This window comes from Phycicoccus sp. M110.8 (assembly GCF_032464895.1).
Taxonomy (GTDB): Bacteria; Actinomycetota; Actinomycetes; order Actinomycetales; family Dermatophilaceae; genus Pedococcus.
In genome coordinates, this window is record NZ_JAWDIC010000004.1 from 340,287 (window position 1) to 359,212 (window position 18,926).

The 18,926-nt window shown below is 73.9% G+C and carries 22 protein-coding genes; 8 read left to right on the forward strand and 14 right to left on the reverse strand.

Features of this window, described 5'->3' with window-relative positions; genetic code table 11:
* Positions 1-139 precede the first annotated feature (139 nt).
* Positions 140-646, forward strand: coding sequence for a pyridoxamine 5'-phosphate oxidase family protein (locus RKE38_RS17035; RefSeq protein WP_316008661.1), 507 nt, complete (start codon positions 140-142; stop codon positions 644-646).
* A 202-nt stretch (positions 647-848) separates the two neighbouring features.
* Entirely contained in the window at positions 849-1,751 is a 903-nt protein-coding gene (locus RKE38_RS17040) for a slipin family protein (RefSeq protein ID WP_316008662.1), read from the forward strand.
* A 44-nt stretch (positions 1,752-1,795) separates the two neighbouring features.
* On the opposite strand, the gene RKE38_RS17045 is transcribed toward RKE38_RS17040, so the two are convergent.
* From RKE38_RS17045 to RKE38_RS17055, 3 genes are all read right to left on the reverse strand, one after another.
* On the reverse strand, positions 1,796-2,716 hold the full coding sequence (locus tag RKE38_RS17045; protein WP_316008663.1) for a universal stress protein: 921 nt from the start codon (positions 2,714-2,716) through the stop codon (positions 1,796-1,798).
* A gap of 114 nt (positions 2,717-2,830) precedes the next feature.
* Entirely contained in the window at positions 2,831-3,139 is a 309-nt protein-coding gene (locus RKE38_RS17050) for a DUF3806 domain-containing protein (RefSeq protein ID WP_316008664.1), read from the reverse strand.
* 60 nt (positions 3,140-3,199) lie between these two features.
* The gene (locus RKE38_RS17055; RefSeq protein WP_316008665.1) at positions 3,200-3,703 is read right to left on the reverse strand and encodes a hypothetical protein; all 504 of its coding nucleotides are present in this window, start codon (positions 3,701-3,703) and stop codon (positions 3,200-3,202) included.
* 13 nt (positions 3,704-3,716) lie between these two features.
* Here RKE38_RS17055 and RKE38_RS17060 point away from each other — a divergent pair, with 13 nt between their 5' ends.
* The 4 genes from RKE38_RS17060 to RKE38_RS17075 all read left to right on the forward strand — a co-directional run bounded on the left by RKE38_RS17060 (position 3,717) and on the right by RKE38_RS17075 (position 8,153).
* Positions 3,717-4,103 carry a hypothetical protein gene (locus RKE38_RS17060; protein ID WP_316008666.1) on the forward strand — a complete coding sequence of 129 codons (387 nt, stop codon included), beginning with the start codon at positions 3,717-3,719 and terminating at the stop codon, positions 4,101-4,103.
* Between the two features lie 16 nt (positions 4,104-4,119).
* Positions 4,120-5,049, forward strand: a complete 930-nt coding sequence (locus tag RKE38_RS17065) for a class I fructose-bisphosphate aldolase (RefSeq protein WP_316008667.1) — start codon at positions 4,120-4,122, stop codon at positions 5,047-5,049.
* 95 nt (positions 5,050-5,144) lie between these two features.
* Positions 5,145-5,582, forward strand: coding sequence for an Hsp20/alpha crystallin family protein (locus tag RKE38_RS17070; RefSeq protein ID WP_316008668.1), 438 nt, complete (start codon positions 5,145-5,147; stop codon positions 5,580-5,582).
* Positions 5,583-5,630: 48 nt separating this feature from the next.
* Positions 5,631-8,153: a cation-transporting P-type ATPase gene (locus RKE38_RS17075; RefSeq protein ID WP_316008669.1), complete on the forward strand. Its 2,523-nt coding sequence runs from the start codon at positions 5,631-5,633 to the stop codon at positions 8,151-8,153.
* Positions 8,154-8,160: 7 nt separating this feature from the next.
* On the opposite strand, the gene RKE38_RS17080 is transcribed toward RKE38_RS17075, so the two are convergent.
* The 3 genes from RKE38_RS17080 to RKE38_RS17090 form a co-directional block, all read right to left on the reverse strand.
* Positions 8,161-8,328, reverse strand: a complete 168-nt coding sequence (locus RKE38_RS17080; RefSeq protein WP_316008670.1) for a hypothetical protein — start codon at positions 8,326-8,328, stop codon at positions 8,161-8,163.
* Positions 8,329-8,412: 84 nt separating this feature from the next.
* The gene (locus RKE38_RS17085) at positions 8,413-8,913 is read right to left on the reverse strand and encodes a GyrI-like domain-containing protein (protein WP_316008671.1); all 501 of its coding nucleotides are present in this window, start codon (positions 8,911-8,913) and stop codon (positions 8,413-8,415) included.
* 11 nt (positions 8,914-8,924) lie between these two features.
* Positions 8,925-9,332, reverse strand: coding sequence for a hypothetical protein (locus RKE38_RS17090; protein ID WP_316008672.1), 408 nt, complete (start codon positions 9,330-9,332; stop codon positions 8,925-8,927).
* A 198-nt stretch (positions 9,333-9,530) separates the two neighbouring features.
* Here RKE38_RS17090 and RKE38_RS17095 point away from each other — a divergent pair, with 198 nt between their 5' ends.
* Positions 9,531-9,710: a hypothetical protein gene (locus RKE38_RS17095; RefSeq protein ID WP_316008673.1), complete on the forward strand. Its 180-nt coding sequence runs from the start codon at positions 9,531-9,533 to the stop codon at positions 9,708-9,710.
* 237 nt (positions 9,711-9,947) lie between these two features.
* Positions 9,948-10,985, forward strand: coding sequence for a zinc-dependent alcohol dehydrogenase family protein (locus RKE38_RS17100; protein WP_316008674.1), 1,038 nt, complete (start codon positions 9,948-9,950; stop codon positions 10,983-10,985).
* A gap of 783 nt (positions 10,986-11,768) precedes the next feature.
* Here the strand turns inward: RKE38_RS17100 and RKE38_RS17105 are convergent.
* The 8 genes from RKE38_RS17105 to RKE38_RS17140 form a co-directional block, all read right to left on the reverse strand.
* The gene (locus RKE38_RS17105; RefSeq protein ID WP_316008675.1) at positions 11,769-12,092 is read right to left on the reverse strand and encodes a hypothetical protein; all 324 of its coding nucleotides are present in this window, start codon (positions 12,090-12,092) and stop codon (positions 11,769-11,771) included.
* A gap of 81 nt (positions 12,093-12,173) precedes the next feature.
* Positions 12,174-12,557 carry a hypothetical protein gene (locus tag RKE38_RS17110; protein WP_316008676.1) on the reverse strand — a complete coding sequence of 128 codons (384 nt, stop codon included), beginning with the start codon at positions 12,555-12,557 and terminating at the stop codon, positions 12,174-12,176.
* 137 nt (positions 12,558-12,694) lie between these two features.
* Positions 12,695-13,039 carry a dsRBD fold-containing protein gene (locus RKE38_RS17115; RefSeq protein WP_316008677.1) on the reverse strand — a complete coding sequence of 115 codons (345 nt, stop codon included), beginning with the start codon at positions 13,037-13,039 and terminating at the stop codon, positions 12,695-12,697.
* A complete protein-coding gene (locus RKE38_RS17120) occupies positions 13,036-13,917 on the reverse strand; it encodes a universal stress protein (protein ID WP_316008678.1) in 882 nt (293 codons plus the stop codon). Before RKE38_RS17120 ends, RKE38_RS17115 begins: the two co-directional genes overlap by 4 nt.
* A 79-nt stretch (positions 13,918-13,996) precedes the next feature.
* Positions 13,997-14,308, reverse strand: a complete 312-nt coding sequence (locus RKE38_RS17125) for a 2TM domain-containing protein (RefSeq protein ID WP_316008679.1) — start codon at positions 14,306-14,308, stop codon at positions 13,997-13,999.
* A 46-nt stretch (positions 14,309-14,354) separates the two neighbouring features.
* Positions 14,355-17,105 carry a cation-transporting P-type ATPase gene (locus RKE38_RS17130; RefSeq protein ID WP_316008680.1) on the reverse strand — a complete coding sequence of 917 codons (2,751 nt, stop codon included), beginning with the start codon at positions 17,103-17,105 and terminating at the stop codon, positions 14,355-14,357.
* 15 nt (positions 17,106-17,120) lie between these two features.
* The gene (locus RKE38_RS17135; protein ID WP_316008681.1) at positions 17,121-17,417 is read right to left on the reverse strand and encodes a DUF1876 domain-containing protein; all 297 of its coding nucleotides are present in this window, start codon (positions 17,415-17,417) and stop codon (positions 17,121-17,123) included.
* Between the two features lie 58 nt (positions 17,418-17,475).
* Positions 17,476-18,852, reverse strand: coding sequence for an MBL fold metallo-hydrolase (locus RKE38_RS17140; protein ID WP_316008682.1), 1,377 nt, complete (start codon positions 18,850-18,852; stop codon positions 17,476-17,478).
* Between the last annotated feature and the right edge of the window lie 74 nt (positions 18,853-18,926).

The window sequence follows — 18,926 nt, forward strand, 5'->3', positions numbered from 1 at the left end:
GTTGAGAGTGGAGGGACGAGTCCCACGGGGACGAGGTCCCGGCCCACGAAGCCACACCGGGGTTGCTGCCCGAGGTGTGGCTTTCTGCTGGGTGGGGTAGGCAGGAGGGACCCGACAGCCCACCACCGAAGGAGCCCTCGTGCCCGACCACGACACCGACCACCGTCCCGACGACGAGGGCGCAGCGAAGGTCACCGAGCTGGTCCGCGACGTCAGGATCGCGATGCTGACCACCGTCGCCCCCGACGGCCGGCTCATGAGCCACCCGATGGCCACCCAGGACGTCGACTTCGACGGCACCGTGCGGTTCGTCTCCGAGCGCGCGTCGCACAAGGTGGCGCACATCGAGGCCAACCCGCAGGTGAACGTCGCCTACTCGAGCTCCGGCAGCTGGGTCTCGCTGTCCGGCACGGCGCGGATCATCTCCGACCCGGCCCTCCTGGCGAAGTACTGGGACACCTTCACCGACGCCTGGCTCGAGGGCGGCCCGGAGAACCCGAACAACATCGTCATCGAGGTCGACGCCACCAGCGCCGAGTACTGGGACAGCCCGGGAGGCAAGGTCGTCCAGGTGCTCAACCTGGTCAAGGCCAAGGCGACCGGGAAGCGCTACGAGGGCGACAACGAGCGCGTCGACCTGCCCTAGCGCGTCTCACCGCCTTCTGCGAGACGGCGGTTGCTCGGCTTCCCGCGGGACACCAACCCGAGGTATGCCGGGCAACCGCCGTTTCGTGCGTGTCGCGGGCGCGCGCGGGGCCCGGCGCGGCCGCGGCATACCGCAGCGCACGGCCCGAAGGTCGGGACCTAGGGCCCGCTCCCGGGGTCCGGCGCGGACGCATGGTGGACCCATGGCTGTGGTGCTGTCCGTCATCGGGATCGTCGTCGTCCTGCTGCTCGTGCTCTCGCTGAGGATCGTCAAGCAGTACGAGCTGGGCGTGCTCTTCCGGCTGGGTCGCGTCATCGGGGTCCGCGAGCCGGGGCTGCGCGTCATCGTGCCCGTCATCGACGTGCTGCGCAGGGTCTCGCTGCGCATCGTCACGATGCCGATCCAGTCGCAGGGCATCATCACGCGCGACAACGTGAGCGTGGACGTCTCAGCCGTCGCGTACTTCCGGGTCGTCGACGCCGTGAAGTCGGTGGTGGCCATCGAGAACGTGTATGCCGCGATCGACCAGATCGCGCAGACGACCCTGCGCAAGGTCGTCGGGCAGCACACCCTCGACGAGACGCTGTCGGAGACCGACCGGATCAACCTCGACATCCGGCAGATCCTCGACGTCACCACGACCGAGTGGGGCGTGGAGGTGACGCTGGTCGAGCTCAAGGACATCCAGCTCCCCGAGAGCATGAAGCGCGCCATGGCCAAGCAGGCGGAGGCCGAGCGCGAGAAGAGGGCCAAGATCATCAACGCGGAGGGCGAGTCGCTGGCCGCCACCGCGCTGGGCCAGGCATCGGACGTGATGATGGCGCACCCGCTGGCGCTGCAGCTGCGCAACCTGCAGAGCCTGGTGGAGATCGGCGTCGACAAGAACACGACCGTGGTGTTCCCGGCGCCGCTGATGAGCACGATCGAGGAGCTGAGCTCGTTCCTCGACCGCGAAGGGCGCAGGGCCGCCGCCACCGTCGCCACCGCCACGACCCAGGGGGCCGTGCCGGCCGCAGAGGCGGTCCAGGCCGGCAACGGGTCGGGGGGCCAGGCCGGAGGCTCGGGGGTCCAGGCCGGGAACGGGTCCGGAGTCCCGGCTGCCTGACCGGCTCAGCCGGCGCTGCCTGACCGGCTCAGCGCCTGACCGGCTCAGCCGGCGTGCGCGACGGCCGGGTAGGCCGCCGGGACGACGAGCGGTCGCGCGAGGGGGTCGGCGAGGGGCTGCACCACGAGCACGTCGCAGGGCGGGTCGTCCAGCAACCGGTGCAGGACCGAGCCGCGGGCCAGTCCACCCCGGCGCACGGCCGGCCCGGCCCCCACGACCAGCAGGTCGGCAGGGCCGAGGTCGCTGAGCAGGTGGACCTCGGGCGCACCCCGTACGACGCGCACGTCGCACCCGTCGACGCTGTTCCACGGCTCGGCGCGGACCGAGTCCCAGACCGAGCGCTGGACGTGGTCGACGTCGCGCCCGACCGCCGGCACGCAGGAGACGACCCGCAGGGCCAGGCCGCGGCGCAGGGCGGCGTCGGCCGCCACGGCGAGCAGCCTGGGGGAGTCCACGCCTGGGCGGAAGCCGACGGTCACCCGCGGCGGGCGCAGGACCACCGACCCGAGGCCGTAGTCCATGGGGCGCACGGGTCGCGGGTCGTCGTGCCCCGGCACCAGGACGGGCCGGCCGAACCGGCGGGCGAGCACGTCACTGGTCGACCCCGGGCGGAAGGGGTGGTGTCCCCGGGTCCGCCGGCCGAGGACCAGCAGGGTCGAGCGGTCGGCCAGCTCCGACAGCAGCGGGTCCTCCAGGCTCTGGGCGACGACGGTCTCCACGCGGACGGTGGGGTCCGCCTCCTCCGCCTCGGTGGCGGCCCGCTGGACGAGCTCGTGGTCGCGGACCTCGCCGCGACCCGGGGGGTGGCCGGCCGCTGCGCGGGCCGAGAGGTGCTCGGCCACCCGCACGACGACCAGGTCCTCACCTCGGCGCCCGGCCTCGAGCGAGGCCGTCCGGGTCGCGATGCCCGAGGCCCAGGAGCCGTCGCAGCCCACGACGACCACGGGCGCGTCGCCGATCGTCATTCCTTGCTCACCACCGGTCGGTCGGGGCCCTGCAGCCTGCCCCGAGCCTGGGTCACCGCGACGCCTGCCACCAGGGCCGAAGGTCCCGTGCGGCAGGACATCGCGGCGCCCTCGTCACCCTCGCCCTGGGTCCCCGTCCTGTTGCGCGAAGGCGTTGGTGAGCCCGAGCCGCAGGTCGGCCCGGGTGGGGGTGCGGCCCACCTCGTCGCTCAGCGTGCGCCACTCCTGGCCCGCGAGCAGCGCCCCCAGCACGTCGCCCATGACGACCTGGGTGGCCTCGAGCGCCTCGGTGGGCGTGGGGAAGACGCGCAGCGTGCGGTAGCACTCGTGCTCGGCGATCTTGACGCTCCCCACGAACCCCCAGCCGTCCGACGCGGGGGAGTGCGTGATGGTGATGTGGAACTCCTCGGAGGAGGTGAACATTGCCCGTCCCAACCGGCGGCCCGGCGCCGCCTGTCCCTGGTGTCGGCAGACCTCTGGAGGTCATGCCGCACGGTCCGGGCGGTATGAAGAGGTGGTCTGTCGCGTTCTTCCTGTATACGCCGTGGGCACCACGGTGTCGATGGTCACGCAAGGCCATGGACTCCCGTGCCGACAGGTGCGTTCACGCCGGGCGCAGGTGGGGACCAACGGCCCTGCCGGGGCCGGTGCCACCGGACGGATGCTCGCCGCAGGCAGGAGGGAGCAGGCCATGACCAGGACACGGGGACGGTGCGTCGTGGCTGCGGTCGTGCTGGTCGCCTGGGCGCTGACGGGGTGCAGCGGTTCCTCGGGCGGTGGGGGGACCAGCACGACCTCTCCTGCTCCCACCTCCGGCTCCGCCTCGACGTCAGCCTCGGCCTCGCCGAGCAGCTCCTCGAGCAGCACGTCGTCCTCGTCGACGACGGCGTCCTCGAGCTCCTCGTCGTCCGGTTCGTCGAGCTCCTCGACGACCTCGTCGCGGCCGACCCCGGGGACCGGCTGGACCTCCGGCCCGACCGTCGTCACCCGGAACCTGGCCGTGCCGCCCGTGCCACGGGTCGTGCGCATCCGCGCGGCGGCGCACTCCTCGGAGGGGTTCGACCGGATCGTGTTCGACGTCGAGGGACGGCTGCCGGGCTACGAGATCCGGTACGTCCCGGTCGTCGTGGCGGACGGGTCGGGCAAGCGCCTGGCCATGCCGGGCCGCCGCTACCTGCAGGTCGTCCTGCGGCCGGCCCAGGGGCACGACGACGAGGGCGAGCACGCCCTGACCGGCCGGCACGACCTGGGCTTCCCGATGCTCAAGGGGTACGTCGTGGCCGGTGACTTCGAGGGCGTCCTGACGATCGCGCTGGGGCTCGACGACGTCGTGGGCTACCGCGTGGGCGAGCTGCCGGGCCACATCTACATCGACGTCGCCGCCTGACCAGAGGAGTCCAGCCATGTCCCACCGTGTCGACGAGATCCTGTCGTGGTACCCGGCCGACGACCCCGCGACCCTCGCGCACCTGCGCCGCATCCTCATGCAGGGCCGCACGGGCGGGTCCGGGAAGCTCGTCGTCCTGCCGGTCGACCAGGGCTTCGAGCACGGCCCCGGCCGCAGCTTCGCCGCGAACCCGGCCGGCTACGACCCGCGCTACCACGCCCGGCTCGCCCTCGACGCCGGGTGCAGCGCCCACGCCCTGCCCCTGGGTGCCGCGCGCCTGGTGGCGCCGGAGTATGCCGAGGACCTGCCCCTGATCCTCAAGTGCAACAACGCCGACGGCCTGTACGTCGGCGACGACCCCGAACCCGCGGTCGTCGCCGGGGTCGAGGAGGCCCTGGCCCTGCGGTGCGCCGCGGTCGGCTTCACGATCTACCCGGGCTCGGCGCGCAGGAACGAGATGTACCAGCAGCTGCGCGCCCTCGCGAGGGACGCCGAGGCGGCCGGGCTGCCCCTCGTCGTCTGGTCCTACCCGCGCGGCAGCGGTGTGAGCCAGGAGGGGCGCACGGCGGTGGACGTCGTGGCATACGCCGCGCACCTGGCTTGCCAGCTCGGCGCCCACGTCGTCAAGGTCAAGCCGCCGACCGAGCACATCGAGTCCGAGGCGGCGCGGGCCGCGCTGGAGAAGGCGGGGGTGCCGCTCGGGACGCTCGCGGACCGCGTGCGGCACGTCGTGCAGTCGGCCTTCGACGGCCACCGGATCGTCATCTTCTCCGGTGGTGCCGCGAAGGAGACGGCGGCCGTGCTCGAGGAGAACCGGCAGACCGCGATGGGCGGCGGGTTCGGGACGATCATGGGCCGCAACTCCTTCCAGCGACCGCACGACGAGGCGCTCCACCTGCTCGGCAACGTCATGGACATCCACCTCGCGCAGGTGCCGGTCGGCTGACCCCCGGTGGGGACCTTGGCCCCTGCCCGCGGTCGGGCGGCCCGACAACGGTGGAGGGGACGGCACGACCCGCGTGCCGGGAAGGAAGAACCGCCATGACAACAGTTGCCCGCCGTTCGACCGGCTCGATGATGTCCGAGCTGCTGGACTGGCTGGACCAGGGCTCCCCGTCAGGGGTGCGGGGTCTGGGGCTGGCGCCCTACGTCCGGGTGGAGGACTACACCGAGGACGACACGTACGTGCTGCGTGCCGAGATGCCGGGCATCGACCCCGACAAGGACGTGACGTTGAGCATCGACGAGGACGTCCTCACCATCCGCGGCGAGCGCCGCGAGGAGCAGAAGGACAAGAGCCACCACGAGTTCCACTACGGCGCCTTCACGCGCAGCATCAGGCTGCCCGGGGACGTCGACCCCCGTGAGGTCACCGCCACCTACGCGGACGGCGTGCTCGAGGTGCGCGTGCCGACGCACCACGCCGACCACCAACCGGTGTCGATCCCGGTGCAACGGGCCGACAAGCCCGCGGACTGACGGCCGACCGTGCAACCGGCCGCAGGCGGGTCAGGGTGGGGCGCCGGGGTGGCGCCCCACCCGCTGTCGGGTGGGCTGGACGAGGGCGAGGCCACCGCCCGGCTGGGCCGGGTCGGGCCCAACGCCCTGCCGCCCCCACGCCGCCCGTCCGTCGGCCGGCTGGCGCTGACCTCGCTGCGCGAGCCGCTGGTCCTGGTGCTGCTCGCGGCGATGGTCCTGACGACCCTGAGCCGGGACGTCACCGACACCCTGGTCATTGTGCTGGTCGTCATCGTGAACAGCGGCATCGGCATCCGCGAGCAGCTGCGGGCCGCCGCCGACGTGGAGGCCCTGCGCTCGCTGGTCCCGGTGCACGCCTCGGTCGTGCGCTCCGGTGCGGAGCGGGTTGTGCCGGCCGCGGAGCTGGTCCCCGGTGACCTCGTCCGGCTGCGCGCCGGCGACCTCGTGCCGGCGGACGCCGTCCTGGTCGAGGGGGTCGGCCTGCGGGTCGACGAGTCCGTCGTCACCGGGGAGTCCCTGGACGTCGGCCGGCACCCGGCACCCGACCCCGGACCGGTGGAGGAGCCGGGGGCACCGCCCGAGGAGGCGCTGCTGCGGTCCGGCACCGTCGTGGTGCACGGCCGCGGCACGGCGCGCGTGGTCGCCACGGGTCCGCGCAGCACGGTCGGGCGGATCGCCGCGCTCGCCGCGGGTCCGGCGCAGGCCTCGCCCCTGCAACGACGCATGGCGGGCCTGTCGCGCCAGCTCGCGGTCGTCGCGGTGGCGCTCAGCGCCGTCTACCTGGTCGTCGGGGTCTCCATGGGGCAGCCGCTGGAGCTGGTGGTCCTCGCCGCGGTCGCCCTCGTCGTCGCGGCGGTCCCCGAGTCGCTGCCCCTCGTCGTCACCGTCACCCTCGCCCTCGCCGCGCGCCGCATGGCCCGCCACCAGGCGGTGGCGCGCTCGCTGGACGCTGTGGAGACGCTCGGAGCGGTGACCCTCCTGGCCACCGACAAGACGGGCACCCTCACCCACGGACGGCTCAGCGTGACGAGGGGCTGGGTCCCGGCATCGGGCACGCTCGAGCACCTGGCCGACCTGGCGGTGCTGTGCAACGACGCCTCGCTCGACCCCAGGGACGGGACCACGGTCGGCAACCCCGTCGACGCCGCGCTGCTCAGCTGGGCCGCCGAGCAGGGACGCCCGACCACGCCCGCGGAGGGCTGGGTACGGGTCGGCGAGACGCCGTTCGACAGCACCCGCAAGCACATGACGACGCACCACCGCGGCCCCGACGGGCGCGAGCTCACGGTGCGCAAGGGAGCGCCGGAGGTGCTCCTCGGGCCCGACTCCGCCTCCGGACCCGGAGCCGGTGTGCCGGCGCCGGACGACGACGACGGCGAGGTCGCCTCCGTGGGCGGGGACGGCGAGCGGGCCGAGGCGCTGGCCGTTGCGGGGGAGTGGGCCGCGGCCGGGAGCCGGGTCCTCGCCGTGACCGTCTCGGTGGACGGTGGCCCGCCGGTGGTGGCCGGCCTGCTGGCCCTCGCCGACCGCGTCCGCGACGCCTCCCGGCGCACCGTGGAGCAGTGCCGCGCCGCCGGCATACGCCTCGTGCTGGTCACGGGGGACCACCCCGGGACCGCCACCGCGGTCGCGACCGAGGTGGGCCTGCGCGAGCCCACCGCCACAGGGGACGTGGTCGCCATGGACGGCGGTCCGGTGCAGGAGGCGCACGCGCGGGCCTCGGTGGTGGCGCGGGCGCGACCGGAGGACAAGAGCACTCTCGTGGAGCTCTGGCAGGCCGGCGGCGAGGTCGTCGCCATGACCGGCGACGGAGTCAACGACGCACCCGCCCTGCGCCGCGCCGACATCGGCGTCGCGATGGGCGGTCGTGGGACCGATGTCGCCCGGCAGGCCGCGGACCTCGTCCTGACCGACGACCACCTCGAGACCGTGGTGACCGCCGTCCGCGAGGGGCGACGCGTCTTCACCAACATCCGCCGGTTCCTGCTCTACGGGCTGTCGGGGGGCGGCTCGGAGCTCGTCCTCATGCTCGCCGGACCGCTCGCCGGCGTGCCCGTGCCGCTGCTGCCGGCCCAGATCCTGTGGGTCAACCTGCTCACCCACTCCTTCGCCGGTGCCGGGCTCGGCACCCAGCCCGTCGAACCCGGCACGATGGACCGGCCGCCGCGACCGCCGGGGCAGGCGGTGCTCGGGGCGGGGCTGTGGTGGCGCGTGGTCCTGCTGGCGACCTGGCTGGGGCTGGCGAGCCTCGCCGCGTCGCTCGTCGTCGGGGGTGGCGAGGCGCGCTCGGTCGCGCTGCTGTGCCTGGGGATGGGACAGCTCGCCGTAGCCTGGGCGGCCCGGGCCGGGCGCACCGGGGACGGCTGGGTGGCCCGGTGGCGGGACGAGCTCGGGACGCTCGCGGCCGGCCTCGTCGCCGCGGCCGTCCTGATGGCGGCCTCGGTCCTCGTGCCGCCGCTGCGCGAGCTGCTCGACACCCGTCACCTCGGTCCCGGCCACTGGCTGGTGGTCGGGGTCGTGGCGCTCAGCTCGTACGTCATCGCGCGGGTCGTCGCCCCGCGGACGTGGTGAGGGCGGGCTACGAGGCGCGCAGCCGGTGGCCGGAGCCGGCGGGGTGGTCGCGGCCGAACTCGTGCGCGAGGATCCGGCTGGCCTGGCGCGGGGTGATGAGCTCCAGCCGGACCCACCCCTCGAGGTGGCGCTCGAGCGCGAGGACGGGGATCTGCTCGCCGTGCGGTGTACCCATGTCGGAAGGCTGCCGGGCTCCCCGCCGGCGGCACAGGGACCTAGGGCCTGCGCGCGGCCGCCGGTGCGAGGTCAGCGCGAGGCTTCAGCGCGACACGGCGAGGGCCGCGTCCCCGGCGGCGAGGGTCGGCAGCACCACGACCGTCCGCGGCTGGGGGACGTCCGGGGTGTCGAGGTAGACCTCCCACGCGTCGCCGGCGGGCGTGAGGTGGTGCTCCGCGGCATACGCGTGCAACGCCTCGTGGGCCAGGCGGCTCTGGGCGTACGCGCCGCGGTGCGTCGTGCGCAGGGCCGTGCCACCGGGCAGGTGCGAGACCTTGACGTCGCCCTGGCCCAGGGCCACGCCGCTGACGGGGAACCCGGCCTCGACCTCCAGGGTGCCGTCGTCGTCGGGGTGCACCCGCGCGAAGGGCGGCCCGGCGATGTGCATCCCGTCGCCGCCGGCCACGCGCGCCACGCGGGCGAACGCCTCCTGCATGAAGGTGGCCACCTGGCCTCCCGCCACGGTGCCGTGCAGCACCAGGGTGGGCTCGTCGTGCAGCGTGACCGTCTCGACCTCGTAGCCGGACGTCGTGTCACCGGTCATGGCATCTCCTGTCACCACGGTGGGGGCGGCCACGCCGCCGACGGGCGACGGTCGGCCGCGTGCTGGCGGGGGTGGCGCAGGTGCCGGCGCCGCTGCAGCTCGCGGGAGATGGCGGCCTCGTCGCGCAGGATCGCCTGCCGCTCGGCTGGTGCCTGCTGGCCGGGCATCGGCAGTCCCGCGCCGGGGACCGGGTGGCCGGCCACGCGACGAACGGACCCGCGCCCCGACGCAGGCGAACCGGGTGACGAACCCGGCGAACCCGCCGAACCCGGCGATGACAACCGTTCGGGCAGCGGGGCCCGCAGCGCCTCCTCGCACGCGGCCAGTCGCTGCAGCAGCTCGCGCACCGACAGGTGGGTCAGGGCGTCCCCGGCGGGGTCGTCCGTGGGGGTGCGCGTGGTCCTCGACGTCTGCGGCATACCTGCTCCCTCGATCCGGTGCGGGCGGTCCGCACCCGAGATCGAGTCAACCCGCATCCCGGGGCCGCGCTCAGGGCCCTTGGTCCCGGGCCGGGGCGGGAAGTCAGCCGTTCGGCTGGTATCACCGCGCGACACGCCGCTCGGCACCGGCGCCCGGTTGCCGCCCCGCCCGGGCTGCCTGACGTTGGGAGCACGGGCGTGCGGACGACCCGAGACCTTGCGCCGGGAGGGCGGGAGCACGTGGCGGACGAGTGGCGGCCGGAGGAGCGCCGGCTCACGCACGCCGAGATGGAGGAGCTGCTCGAGATCCTCCTCAGTGGCGGCTGGTCACGCCTGGGCGGTGACGCGCTCGACTGGTCGGACCTCGACGAGCACTGAGTCGGGAAGCGCCGACGAGCACTCGCGGCGGCGGACCCGACGAGCACTCGGGGCGGGAGCGCCGACGGGCACGCGGGGCGGGAGCGCCGACGGGCACTCGGGGCGCGGCACCCACGAGCACCGAGCCCGGCTGCCGGCAGGCTGCGGGACCTGGGTCCTGGCACCGCCGCGGCCCGTCGTGCTGGAGTGGGTCCGGGCTCGCGGCGCCGCGGTCCCGGGGACAGGAAGGTGCTGCGGATGAGGGCCTGGGAGGTCACCGGACGGGGAGGCGCCCCGGGGCGGCTGAGGCCGGTGGACCGTCCGGTGCCCGAGCCCGGGCCCGGCGAGGTGCTCGTGCGCGTCGAGGCGTGCGGGGTCTGCCGCACCGACCTGCACGTCGCCGACGGCGACCTCGCGCCGCACCGGCCCCACGTCGTCCCCGGGCACGAGGTGGTGGGGACCGTCGTCGCGGCCGAGGCGGGCGGGCGCTTCACCGCCGGCGACCGCGTCGGTGTCGCGTGGCTGCGGCACACCTGTGGCGAGTGCCGCTGGTGCCGCAGCGGCGCCGAGAACCTCTGCCCGCGGGCGGAGTTCACGGGGTGGGACCACGACGGCGGGTATGCCGAGTACGTCGTCGCGCCGGCCGCGTACGCCTACCGCGTGCCGGACTCCCTGCCGGCCGAGCAGGCGGCTCCGCTGCTGTGCGCCGGCATCATCGGGTACCGGGCGCTGCGGCGGGCGGCCCTGCCCGCAGGGGGCCGTCTCGGGCTGTACGGGTTCGGGGCGAGCGCACACCTGACGGCGCAGGTGGCGCTGGCGCAGGGGGCGGAGGTGCACGTCCTCACGCGCGGGGCGAGGGCCCGGCTCATGGCGCTCGAGCTCGGGGCCGCGTCGGCGGGCGACGCATACGACCCGCCGCCGGTGCCGCTGGACGCGGCGATCGTCTTCGCCCCCGTGGGCGAGCTCGTGCCGGTGGCCCTCGAGGCGCTGGACCGCGGCGGCTGCCTCGTGCTGGCCGGCATCCAACTGAGCGACGTGCCGGTCCTGGACTACCAGCGGCACCTGTTCCTGGAGAAGCGGCTCACGACCGTCACGGCCAACACCAGGGCGGACGGCGAGGAGTTCCTGCGGCTCGCGGGACGGCTGCAGGTGCGGGCGCAGGTGACGAGCTACCCGTTCGAGCAGGCCGACCGGGCGCTGGACGACCTCGCCACCGGGCAGCTCACCGGCGTCGGCGTCCTGACGGGTTGGTCGAACCACGCACGGCTGACCCGCGAACGCCTGGCGCGCGGCTGATCGTCCGGCGCCCAGTGGTGGCGCTGGGTCTCCGGCGCGCCTGCCCTGCCACGACGCTGCGCCACCTGTCACGGGAACGCTCGCCGGCGCTCAGTCTCGCTCGCAGCCTGACCTGGATCGCCTCCGCGAAACGCCCACTAAGCGGCATGAGCGTGCGGGTTCGCCGTGGAACCACGGCAGCCCTCTGCCGGTCTCACGAAGGTGAGAGGTCCTCTGGTTGTCTGGGTGTGCGCCGGCGCGCTGGCACTGACAGCCTGCAGCGCTGGTCCGACTCCGGCCCCATTGCCAGCGACTTGGCCAGCGGCCTCACCGACGCAGGTCGCAGACTCCGACGCGGCGACCTGCCTGGTGAGCGCGCCCCGGCCGTCGACCACGAGCAGAGACGATCTGCCATCGGATGCGTCCTTCGCCGATCTTGTTTGGTTTCCAGGACTCAATGAAGGTGCCGAGGGTGACCCCCACGGCTGTCGGACTTTCCACACCAGGCTCGGGAAGCCGCAAGCTCGCGCACTGGTCACCGCCCTGAAGGCGCTTCCGGATCCACCGGCAGGGGCGATCAGCTGCCCCATGGATGACGGCTCCTTCGTCCAGGTCTGGTTCACCACGTCCGGTGGGTCGGTGAGCTTCCGAATCGGGCTGACCGGTTGCAGGTTCGATGCACCCAAGAATCTGGGCGCCCTCGGCGGTTGGCCAGATGGCATGCCTCGCCCCTAAGGGTGACTAACGCAGAGCGTCCGGCACGCAGGAACAGTACGCGAAACGCGGCATTAGAGTGCGTTGCGCTTAGTTCACCGACTCGACGTGGAAGTAGCCGACGATCGTCGGTCCCTCGGTCACCACGATCACGTCTCCGGCGGTGACGTCGTGCGGGTATCGGTAGTCACCGACGAGCCATCCAACGTCTGCGACGGATCGCCATGAGCCTGGCGTCGCGGGACGCACCACCAACGAGGCGAGGCCGGTGTCTACGGTCAAGGGTGGAACGAAGCCGTTGGCTGCGTAGTCGCGTTCGGGTGAGGGCGTAGGTGGATCCGAGGGTCGTCCGCCTTGCTCCTCGTTCAGCCAGACCATCGATCCGTGGAAGCGCAAAGGCTCGTAGGGATGCACGGTCACAGCCTGCCGGACCTCCCGCTGACCTGGCGGCCCATCAGCCCGAGCCCGCGCTAATCGCGGCACGAGAGTGCGGTTCTAGTCATTCCTTGAGGGCGTTGGCGGCAGGGGCGTGTAGGCGCCGGGACGATCCTTCTCGGCACGTCGACGAGTACGGGCGAGCGCCCGGACCTTGCCTTCAAAGAACGTGATCGCAGCGAAGGCGTTGACATGGTTATGTGTGACTCGTTGACCGGTCATCGGAAGCGAATAGTTCGGGTCCTCGTACCAAGAGCTGATCCGCTCGATGGCGCGAAGATCGTCATCGTTCATCTGGATGGCTCGTGCCGCCAACTCATCTTCCCCGTAGTCCCAAAGCGCCGCGGCGACCTGACTCTGAGACGTGTAGACCCGGAAGTTGGGGCGACCCTTCAACAGACGATCGAGCTCCATCCCGTCCGCCAGGCGCCTCCTCGATCTCATGCCGCCACCGTACCGAGGACATAGCCAATTGCGCTGTCATCGGCAGATCCGGTAAACGGTGCGGGCGCCCTGGGGCTACCGGGAACACCCCCAGATCGAGCGCCCGGCGCCCACTAGTGGCGCTGAGTCTCCCGCCCTCAGTGGTGCCGCAACGACACCTCGTGCTCGCCGGTGACCTGGGTGATGTCGGCGGTGGCCCGCTCGAGCAGCCGGTCGGCCAGTGCCCGCAGCGCGCGGGCCACGGCCACCTCGTCGCCGATCTCGCGGTCCGGCAGCTCGCCGGCGCGGCACACCGCGCGACCTGTCGCGTCGAGCTCCCGCCCGGGGTTGGTCCGCAGCACAGCGCGCGCCCAGGTGCTGTCCCCGCGCTCGGAGATGGCCAGCCGCACGAGCCAATAACGCATGGTGGCCGGGGGGCTGCCGTCGGTGCTGGGTGACCCGGTCGCCGAGGTGCCCGTGGCGGCCCTGGTGTCGCGGGTCATGTTCCCTCCTCCGGTCGCACGACCATCACGGGGCAGTGCGCATGGTGCAGCACGCCCTGGCTGACCGACCCCAGGAGCAGCCCACGGAAGCCGCCGCGCCCGCGGCTGCCGACGACGACGAGCTCGGCGTCACGCGAGGCGTCGGCGAGCGCCTCGACGGGGTGGGCGTTGAGGACCAGGGTCCGCACCGGCACGTCCGGGTACTTCTCGGCCCAGGCGGCGACGGCCTGGTGCGCGAGTCGCGACTCCGACTCGGCGATCCGTTCCCGCGCCTCGTCTGACTCGATCATCGTCATGCCGGTGTCGGCGAGCTCGATCGACCAGGTGTGCACCACCGTCAGGGGCGCACCGCGCGAGTCGGCCTCACGGAAGGCCTCGCCGACGGCGGCGGCGCTGCGGTCGGAGCCGTCCGACCCGACGACGACGCCCGACGGGGCCGAGCTGGTGGCGGGGAGCTCGCGCACGACGATCGCCGGGCAGTGGGCGCGGGCGGCCACGTCGATCGACGTCGACCCGAGGAAGGCGCTCGCGACGGTGCCACGACCCCGGGCCCCGACCACGACGAGCCACGCGTCCTCGGACGCGTCGACGAGGAGCATCGCCGGGCTGCCGATCCCGGTGGCGGTCGTGACCTGCGTCCCGGGGGAGACGCCGTGGATGCGCTGCTTCGCGGCGTGCAGGACGCGCTGGGCCACCGCGTCGGACGCCTCCATGAGCGGCTCGATGTGGGGGCCCTGCACCGGGACCTGCCGCCCGTGGACGAGCATGATCCCGCAGCCCTCCCGGACGGCCTCCTCGAGCGCCCAGTCGAGGGCGCTGCGCGTGTACGTGGCTCCGTCGACGCCGACCACGATGGGGCGGCCGGTGGCTGTCGTCATGGGGTCCTCCTTCGGTGCTCGCTGCAGCTGCCACGCTGCTGGTTCCACGGCATACGCCGCGTGCTGGTCGGCCGACCGCTCACGAGGGGTGCTGACGTCGGCGCAGGCGCTCCATCTCGGCTTCGACGCGCTCCGGACCGGGCTCGGGCCACAGGACGTCCCAGGCGTTGAGCACCAGGCCGATTCCCCACCCGAGCAGGATGAACACCGGCCAGAAGAAGCCCGCGCCGGTGACGAACCAGATGGTGATGAGCAGGGCGTTGACCATGACGTAGGACAGGACGTGGGCCATCAGCCCGCGCTTGTCCTTGAGCCGCTTGAGGGCCCGCTCCCTGAGCTCGGTCTCCTCCGTCGTGTCCTGACCCACAGGTGTGCGCACGTGGTCTGACATCCGGACCATCTCCTTCCCGATCCCCAGCATCGGCTGCGCGACGGCCTCAGGGACGGGCCGTTGGTCCCGCCGCGGCGGTCGGCCGCCACCGGCGCCGGCGCCAGCGCCACAGCTCGTCCGCACCCCACACCAGCACCGGCATGGGCACCAGCAGGGCGAGCTGCCACGGCTCGGGTGCGGCGGTCGAGAAGACACGCTGGGCGGCGGGCACGAGCACCACCGCGGCCGCGAACGCGAGCTCGAAGGCGATGCCCCAGCCGAGCAACGGGTTGGTCAGCAGCCCGGTGCGGCGCAGGGAGGCCCGCTGGGTCCGGGCCGCGACGGCGGTGCCGACCTGGCAGGCCACGATCGCGAGGAAGGACATGGTGGTCGCCTGCTGCCACGTGTGGTGCAGGGGCCCGGTCGCGACATGGGCGCCGGGACGCCAGCCGCCCGCCCGCAGCGTGACCAGGTATGCCGTGAGCACCAGCACCGCGGAAAGCCCGCCGAGCAGCCCCCACGCCCGGCCGAGCATGGTGCGGTCGACCACGTTCTGGCCCCGACGCCGGGGCGGTGCCTCCATGATCCCCGGTTCGGCAGGCTCCCGCCCGAGCGCCAGCGCCGGCAGCGTCTCCGTGCCCAGGTCGATCGCGAGGATCTGCATCACCGTGAGCGGCAACGGGATCCGACCTCCGGAGAGGGCGTAGGCGATGAACGGCACGACCTCCGGGGTGGCGTGGGCGAAGATGTAGACGATGAACTTGCGCACGTTGTCGTAGACCTGTCGCCCGGACCGGACGGCGGCGACGATCGTGGCGAAGTTGTCGTCGGTGAGCACCATGGTGGCCGCCTCCCGGGCGACGTCGGTTCCCGTGCGCCCCATGGCCACCCCGATGTCGGCGCGGCGCAGCGCCGGTGCGTCGTTGACGCCGTCGCCGGTCATCGCCACCACGTGGCCGAGCGCGCGCAGGGCGTCGGCGATCCGCAGCTTGGCCTCCGGTGAGCTGCGGGCGAAGATCAGCTCCTCGTGCGCCTCGAGCAGCGTGTCCAGCTCGGCGTCGCCCATCGCGTCGAGGTCGCGACCGGTGACCACCGGGGTGCCGGCGTCACCGATGCCGACCTGCTGGGCGATCCCCCTGGCGGTGAGGCCGTGGTCGCCGGTCACGATGACCAGCCGGATGCCGGCGGTGTGGCAGGCGCGCACCGCCGGTGCGATCTCGGTCCGTGGCGGGTCCACCATCGCGACGAGGCCGAGCAGGGTGAGGTCGCGCTCGGCCGAGGCCCGCTCGAGCCGGCCGGGCTCCGCCGGGGAGACCCGGCGGGACGCGACACCCAGGACCCGCAGCCCCTCCCGCGCCCAGGCGTCGACGAGCGCGAGGACGGCCCTGCGCTGCTCGTCCCCCAGCAGCAGGTCGGTGCCGTCCTCGGCGCCGACGAAGCGGCACAGCCCCACGAGCGACTCGGGGGCGCCCTTGGTCAGCACGACCCTGTCCCCTCCGCCGGTGTGCACCGCCGACATCCGCTTGAGCGCGGGGTCGAAGTGGAACACCTGCACCCGGTCGGCGTGGTCGGGCACGGGCAGCCCTGCCAGCGGCGCGGCCCGCAGGAGGGCCACCTCCGTCGGGTCGCCGTGCTCGACCGACGGCTCGGATGGGTCCCAGCCGGCGCTGGTGCAGGTCGCAGCCGCGCGGACGAGCCGTCGCGCCCCCTCCAGGGGGGTGGAGGCCGCGGGGTCGACGGTGATGGTGCCCGACGGGGTCCAGCAGCGGACGACGCGCATGCGGTTGAGCGTGAGGGTGCCGGTCTTGTCGGTGCAGATGACGCTGGTCGACCCGAGCGTCTCCACCGCGGAGATCCGCTTGACCAGGGCGCCGCTGCGGGCGAGCAGCCGGACCCCGAGGGCGAGGGCCAGGGTGATGGTCGGGAGCAGCCCCTCCGGGACGTTGGCCACGAGCAGCCCGATGGCGAACTGGACCGTGTCCGCCACCGACATCCCGGCGACGAGGGTGCCGACCGGGATGAACGCCAGCCCGGTCCCCACGGCGACGACGGCGATGAGCCTGGCGACCCGGGTGACCTGCCGCTCGAGGGGGCTGGGGTCGGGCTCGGTCCGCTGGGCCAGCGCCGCGATGCGACCGAGCTCGGTGTGCATGCCCGTGGCGTACACGACCGCCTCCGCCTCGCCCCTCACGCAGGAGGTGCCGCTGAAGAGCAGGTCGGTGGCCTCGAGCAGCGGGGCGTCGACCCGGCCCTCGACGCCCCGGGCGACCGGGAGCGACTCGCCGGTCAGGGTCGACAGGTCGACCTCGACGGAGCCCGTGAGGATGCGCGCGTCGGCCGACACGCGCTCGCCCTCGCCGACCGCCACCACGTCCCCGGGGACGAGCAGGCGTGCCTCGAGGGTCACGAGCTCGTCGTCGCGCCGGACCCGCACCTGCTGCGGCAGGTACGCCTCGAGCGCCTCGACCGCGCGGACCGCGTGCCGCTCCTGGGCGAACGCGAACAGCGCGTTGAGCAGGACCACCACGACGATGGCGACGGCCAGGGCGACCGTGCCGCTGGCGAGCGCGAGCAGGGCGGCGAGCCACAGCAGGGCCGCGAGCGGGTGGGTCAGCTGTCGGAGCAGCTCGCGCACCCAGAGACGCCGTCCGGAGCGCACGAGCACGTTCTCGCCGGTGACGGCCAGGCGCCGGGCGGCCTCACGACCGGCGAGGCCCCGCCGGCTCGTGCGCAGATCGCGCAGCAGCCGTTCCGCCGACTCCCGCGGGTCCGGCTCGCTGCGGGTCGCGAGGGCCGCCGGGGACTGCATGTCGGTCATGGCGGCCCGGACGGCTCAGAGCGGCCGGAGGGTGACGTCGTGCTCGCCGGTGACCTCCTCGATGTCCCCGGCGGCCGTGTCGAGCAGCCGGTCGGCGAGCCGGCGCAGCGCGCGGGCGACGGCGACCTCGTCGCCGATCTCCGGGACGTCGCTGTCGTTCGGCCCCCGGGTGCTGTCGCCGGCTGCCTCGATCGGCGTGGGGGAGTCGCCGTGCAGGACGGCGCGGGCGTGGGTGGCGCCCTCGTGCTCGAACAGGGTGAGCTGGACCTGCCACTGGCGGATGCGCGGTGGGGTCGATGCCGAACCGGTCATGGGGCTCTCCTTCGCGGGGTCGGGACCACCCGGGGGCGGGCGGTGCGGTTGGGGGCCGTCACACGACGACCCGCTCGCCGAGGCGCGGGAGCGCGACGGCACAGTCGAGGTGCTCGCGGACCCGCTGGGCCAGCGCGTCCCGCGAGGCGGGCTCACCGTGGACGAGGTAGACGACCTCCGGCGGCCGGGGCAGCCGGTCCAGCCACGACACGAGCTCGTCGGCGTCGGCGTGGACCGAGAAGGTGTCGTCGAGGACCACCTCGGCGCGGACGCGCACGTACTGGCCGAGCACCTTGAGCTCGCGGGCCCCCTCCTGCAGGGAGCGACCGCGCGTCCCGACGGCCTGGTAGCCGGTGAGCACCACCGTGTTCCTCGCGTGCGGCAGCAGGCTGGCGAGGTGGTGCACGACCCGGCCACCGGTGGCCATCCCGGAGGCGGAGACGATGATGCACGGCATACCGGGGGTGTTGAGCCGCCGCGACTCGTCGGCCGACCGGGCCTCGTGCACGTCGGTCATCGCCAGCAGCTCGGCGATCGCCTCCGGCCGCATCTCGGCGGCGAGGTCGGGGCGCTGGTAGACGTCGAGCGCCGCGAGGGCCATCGGGCTGTCCACGTGCACGGGCACCGACGGGATCCGCCCCTGGGCCCGCAACCGGGCGAGCGCGAGCAGCACGAGCTCGGTGCGGTCCACCGCGAACGCCGGGATGAGGACGGACCCGCCGCGGCCGATGGTCCTGCGGATGGCGGCCGCGAGGGGCTCGTGCTGGTCCGACCCCGCGGAGTGCGGGTGCAGCCGGTCGCCGTACGTCGACTCCAGCACGACGGCATCAGCGGCGGGTGGGTCCTCGCGCGGCAGCAGGAGCGGGTGGGTGGGGCGTCCGAGGTCGCCGGAGAAGAGCACCGAGCGCCCGCCGGCCGTCACGTGCACCGAGGCGGATCCCAGGACGTGCCCGGCCCGGTGGAGCGTCACCGTCGCGCCGCCCGCCGTCTGCTGCGCCGCCGCGAACGGCACCGGCCGCACGAGGGCGAGGACGCGCTCGACGTCGGCCGCGGTGTACAGGGGCAGCGCCGGGTCGTGCTTGGAGTACCCCGCCGCCTGGGCGTATGCCGCCTCCTCCTCGAGCAGGTGCGCGCTGTCCCGCAGCACGATGGGGAGCAGCCCCGCGGTGCCGGCACTCGCCCACACCGGGCCGTGGAAGCCCTGGCGCACGAGGGCCGGCAGGTACCCGCAGTGGTCCAGGTGCGTGTGCGTGAGGACGACGTCCTCGAGGGTCTCCGGGTGCCCGATGGTGTGCTCCCAGTTGAGCCGGCGCCAGGACCGCTCACCCTGGTACAGCCCCGCGTCGACCAGCGTCCGTGAGCCCTCGTGCTCCACGACGAACTTGCTGCCGGTCACGGTGCCGGCCGCCCCGGCGAAGCTGAGGATGACGGACACGGTGGCTCCCTCCGGCCGCCGCTGGCTGGTCCCGGGCTCTCGTCCGGCGGGGCGGCCACCGCGGACTACGCCCA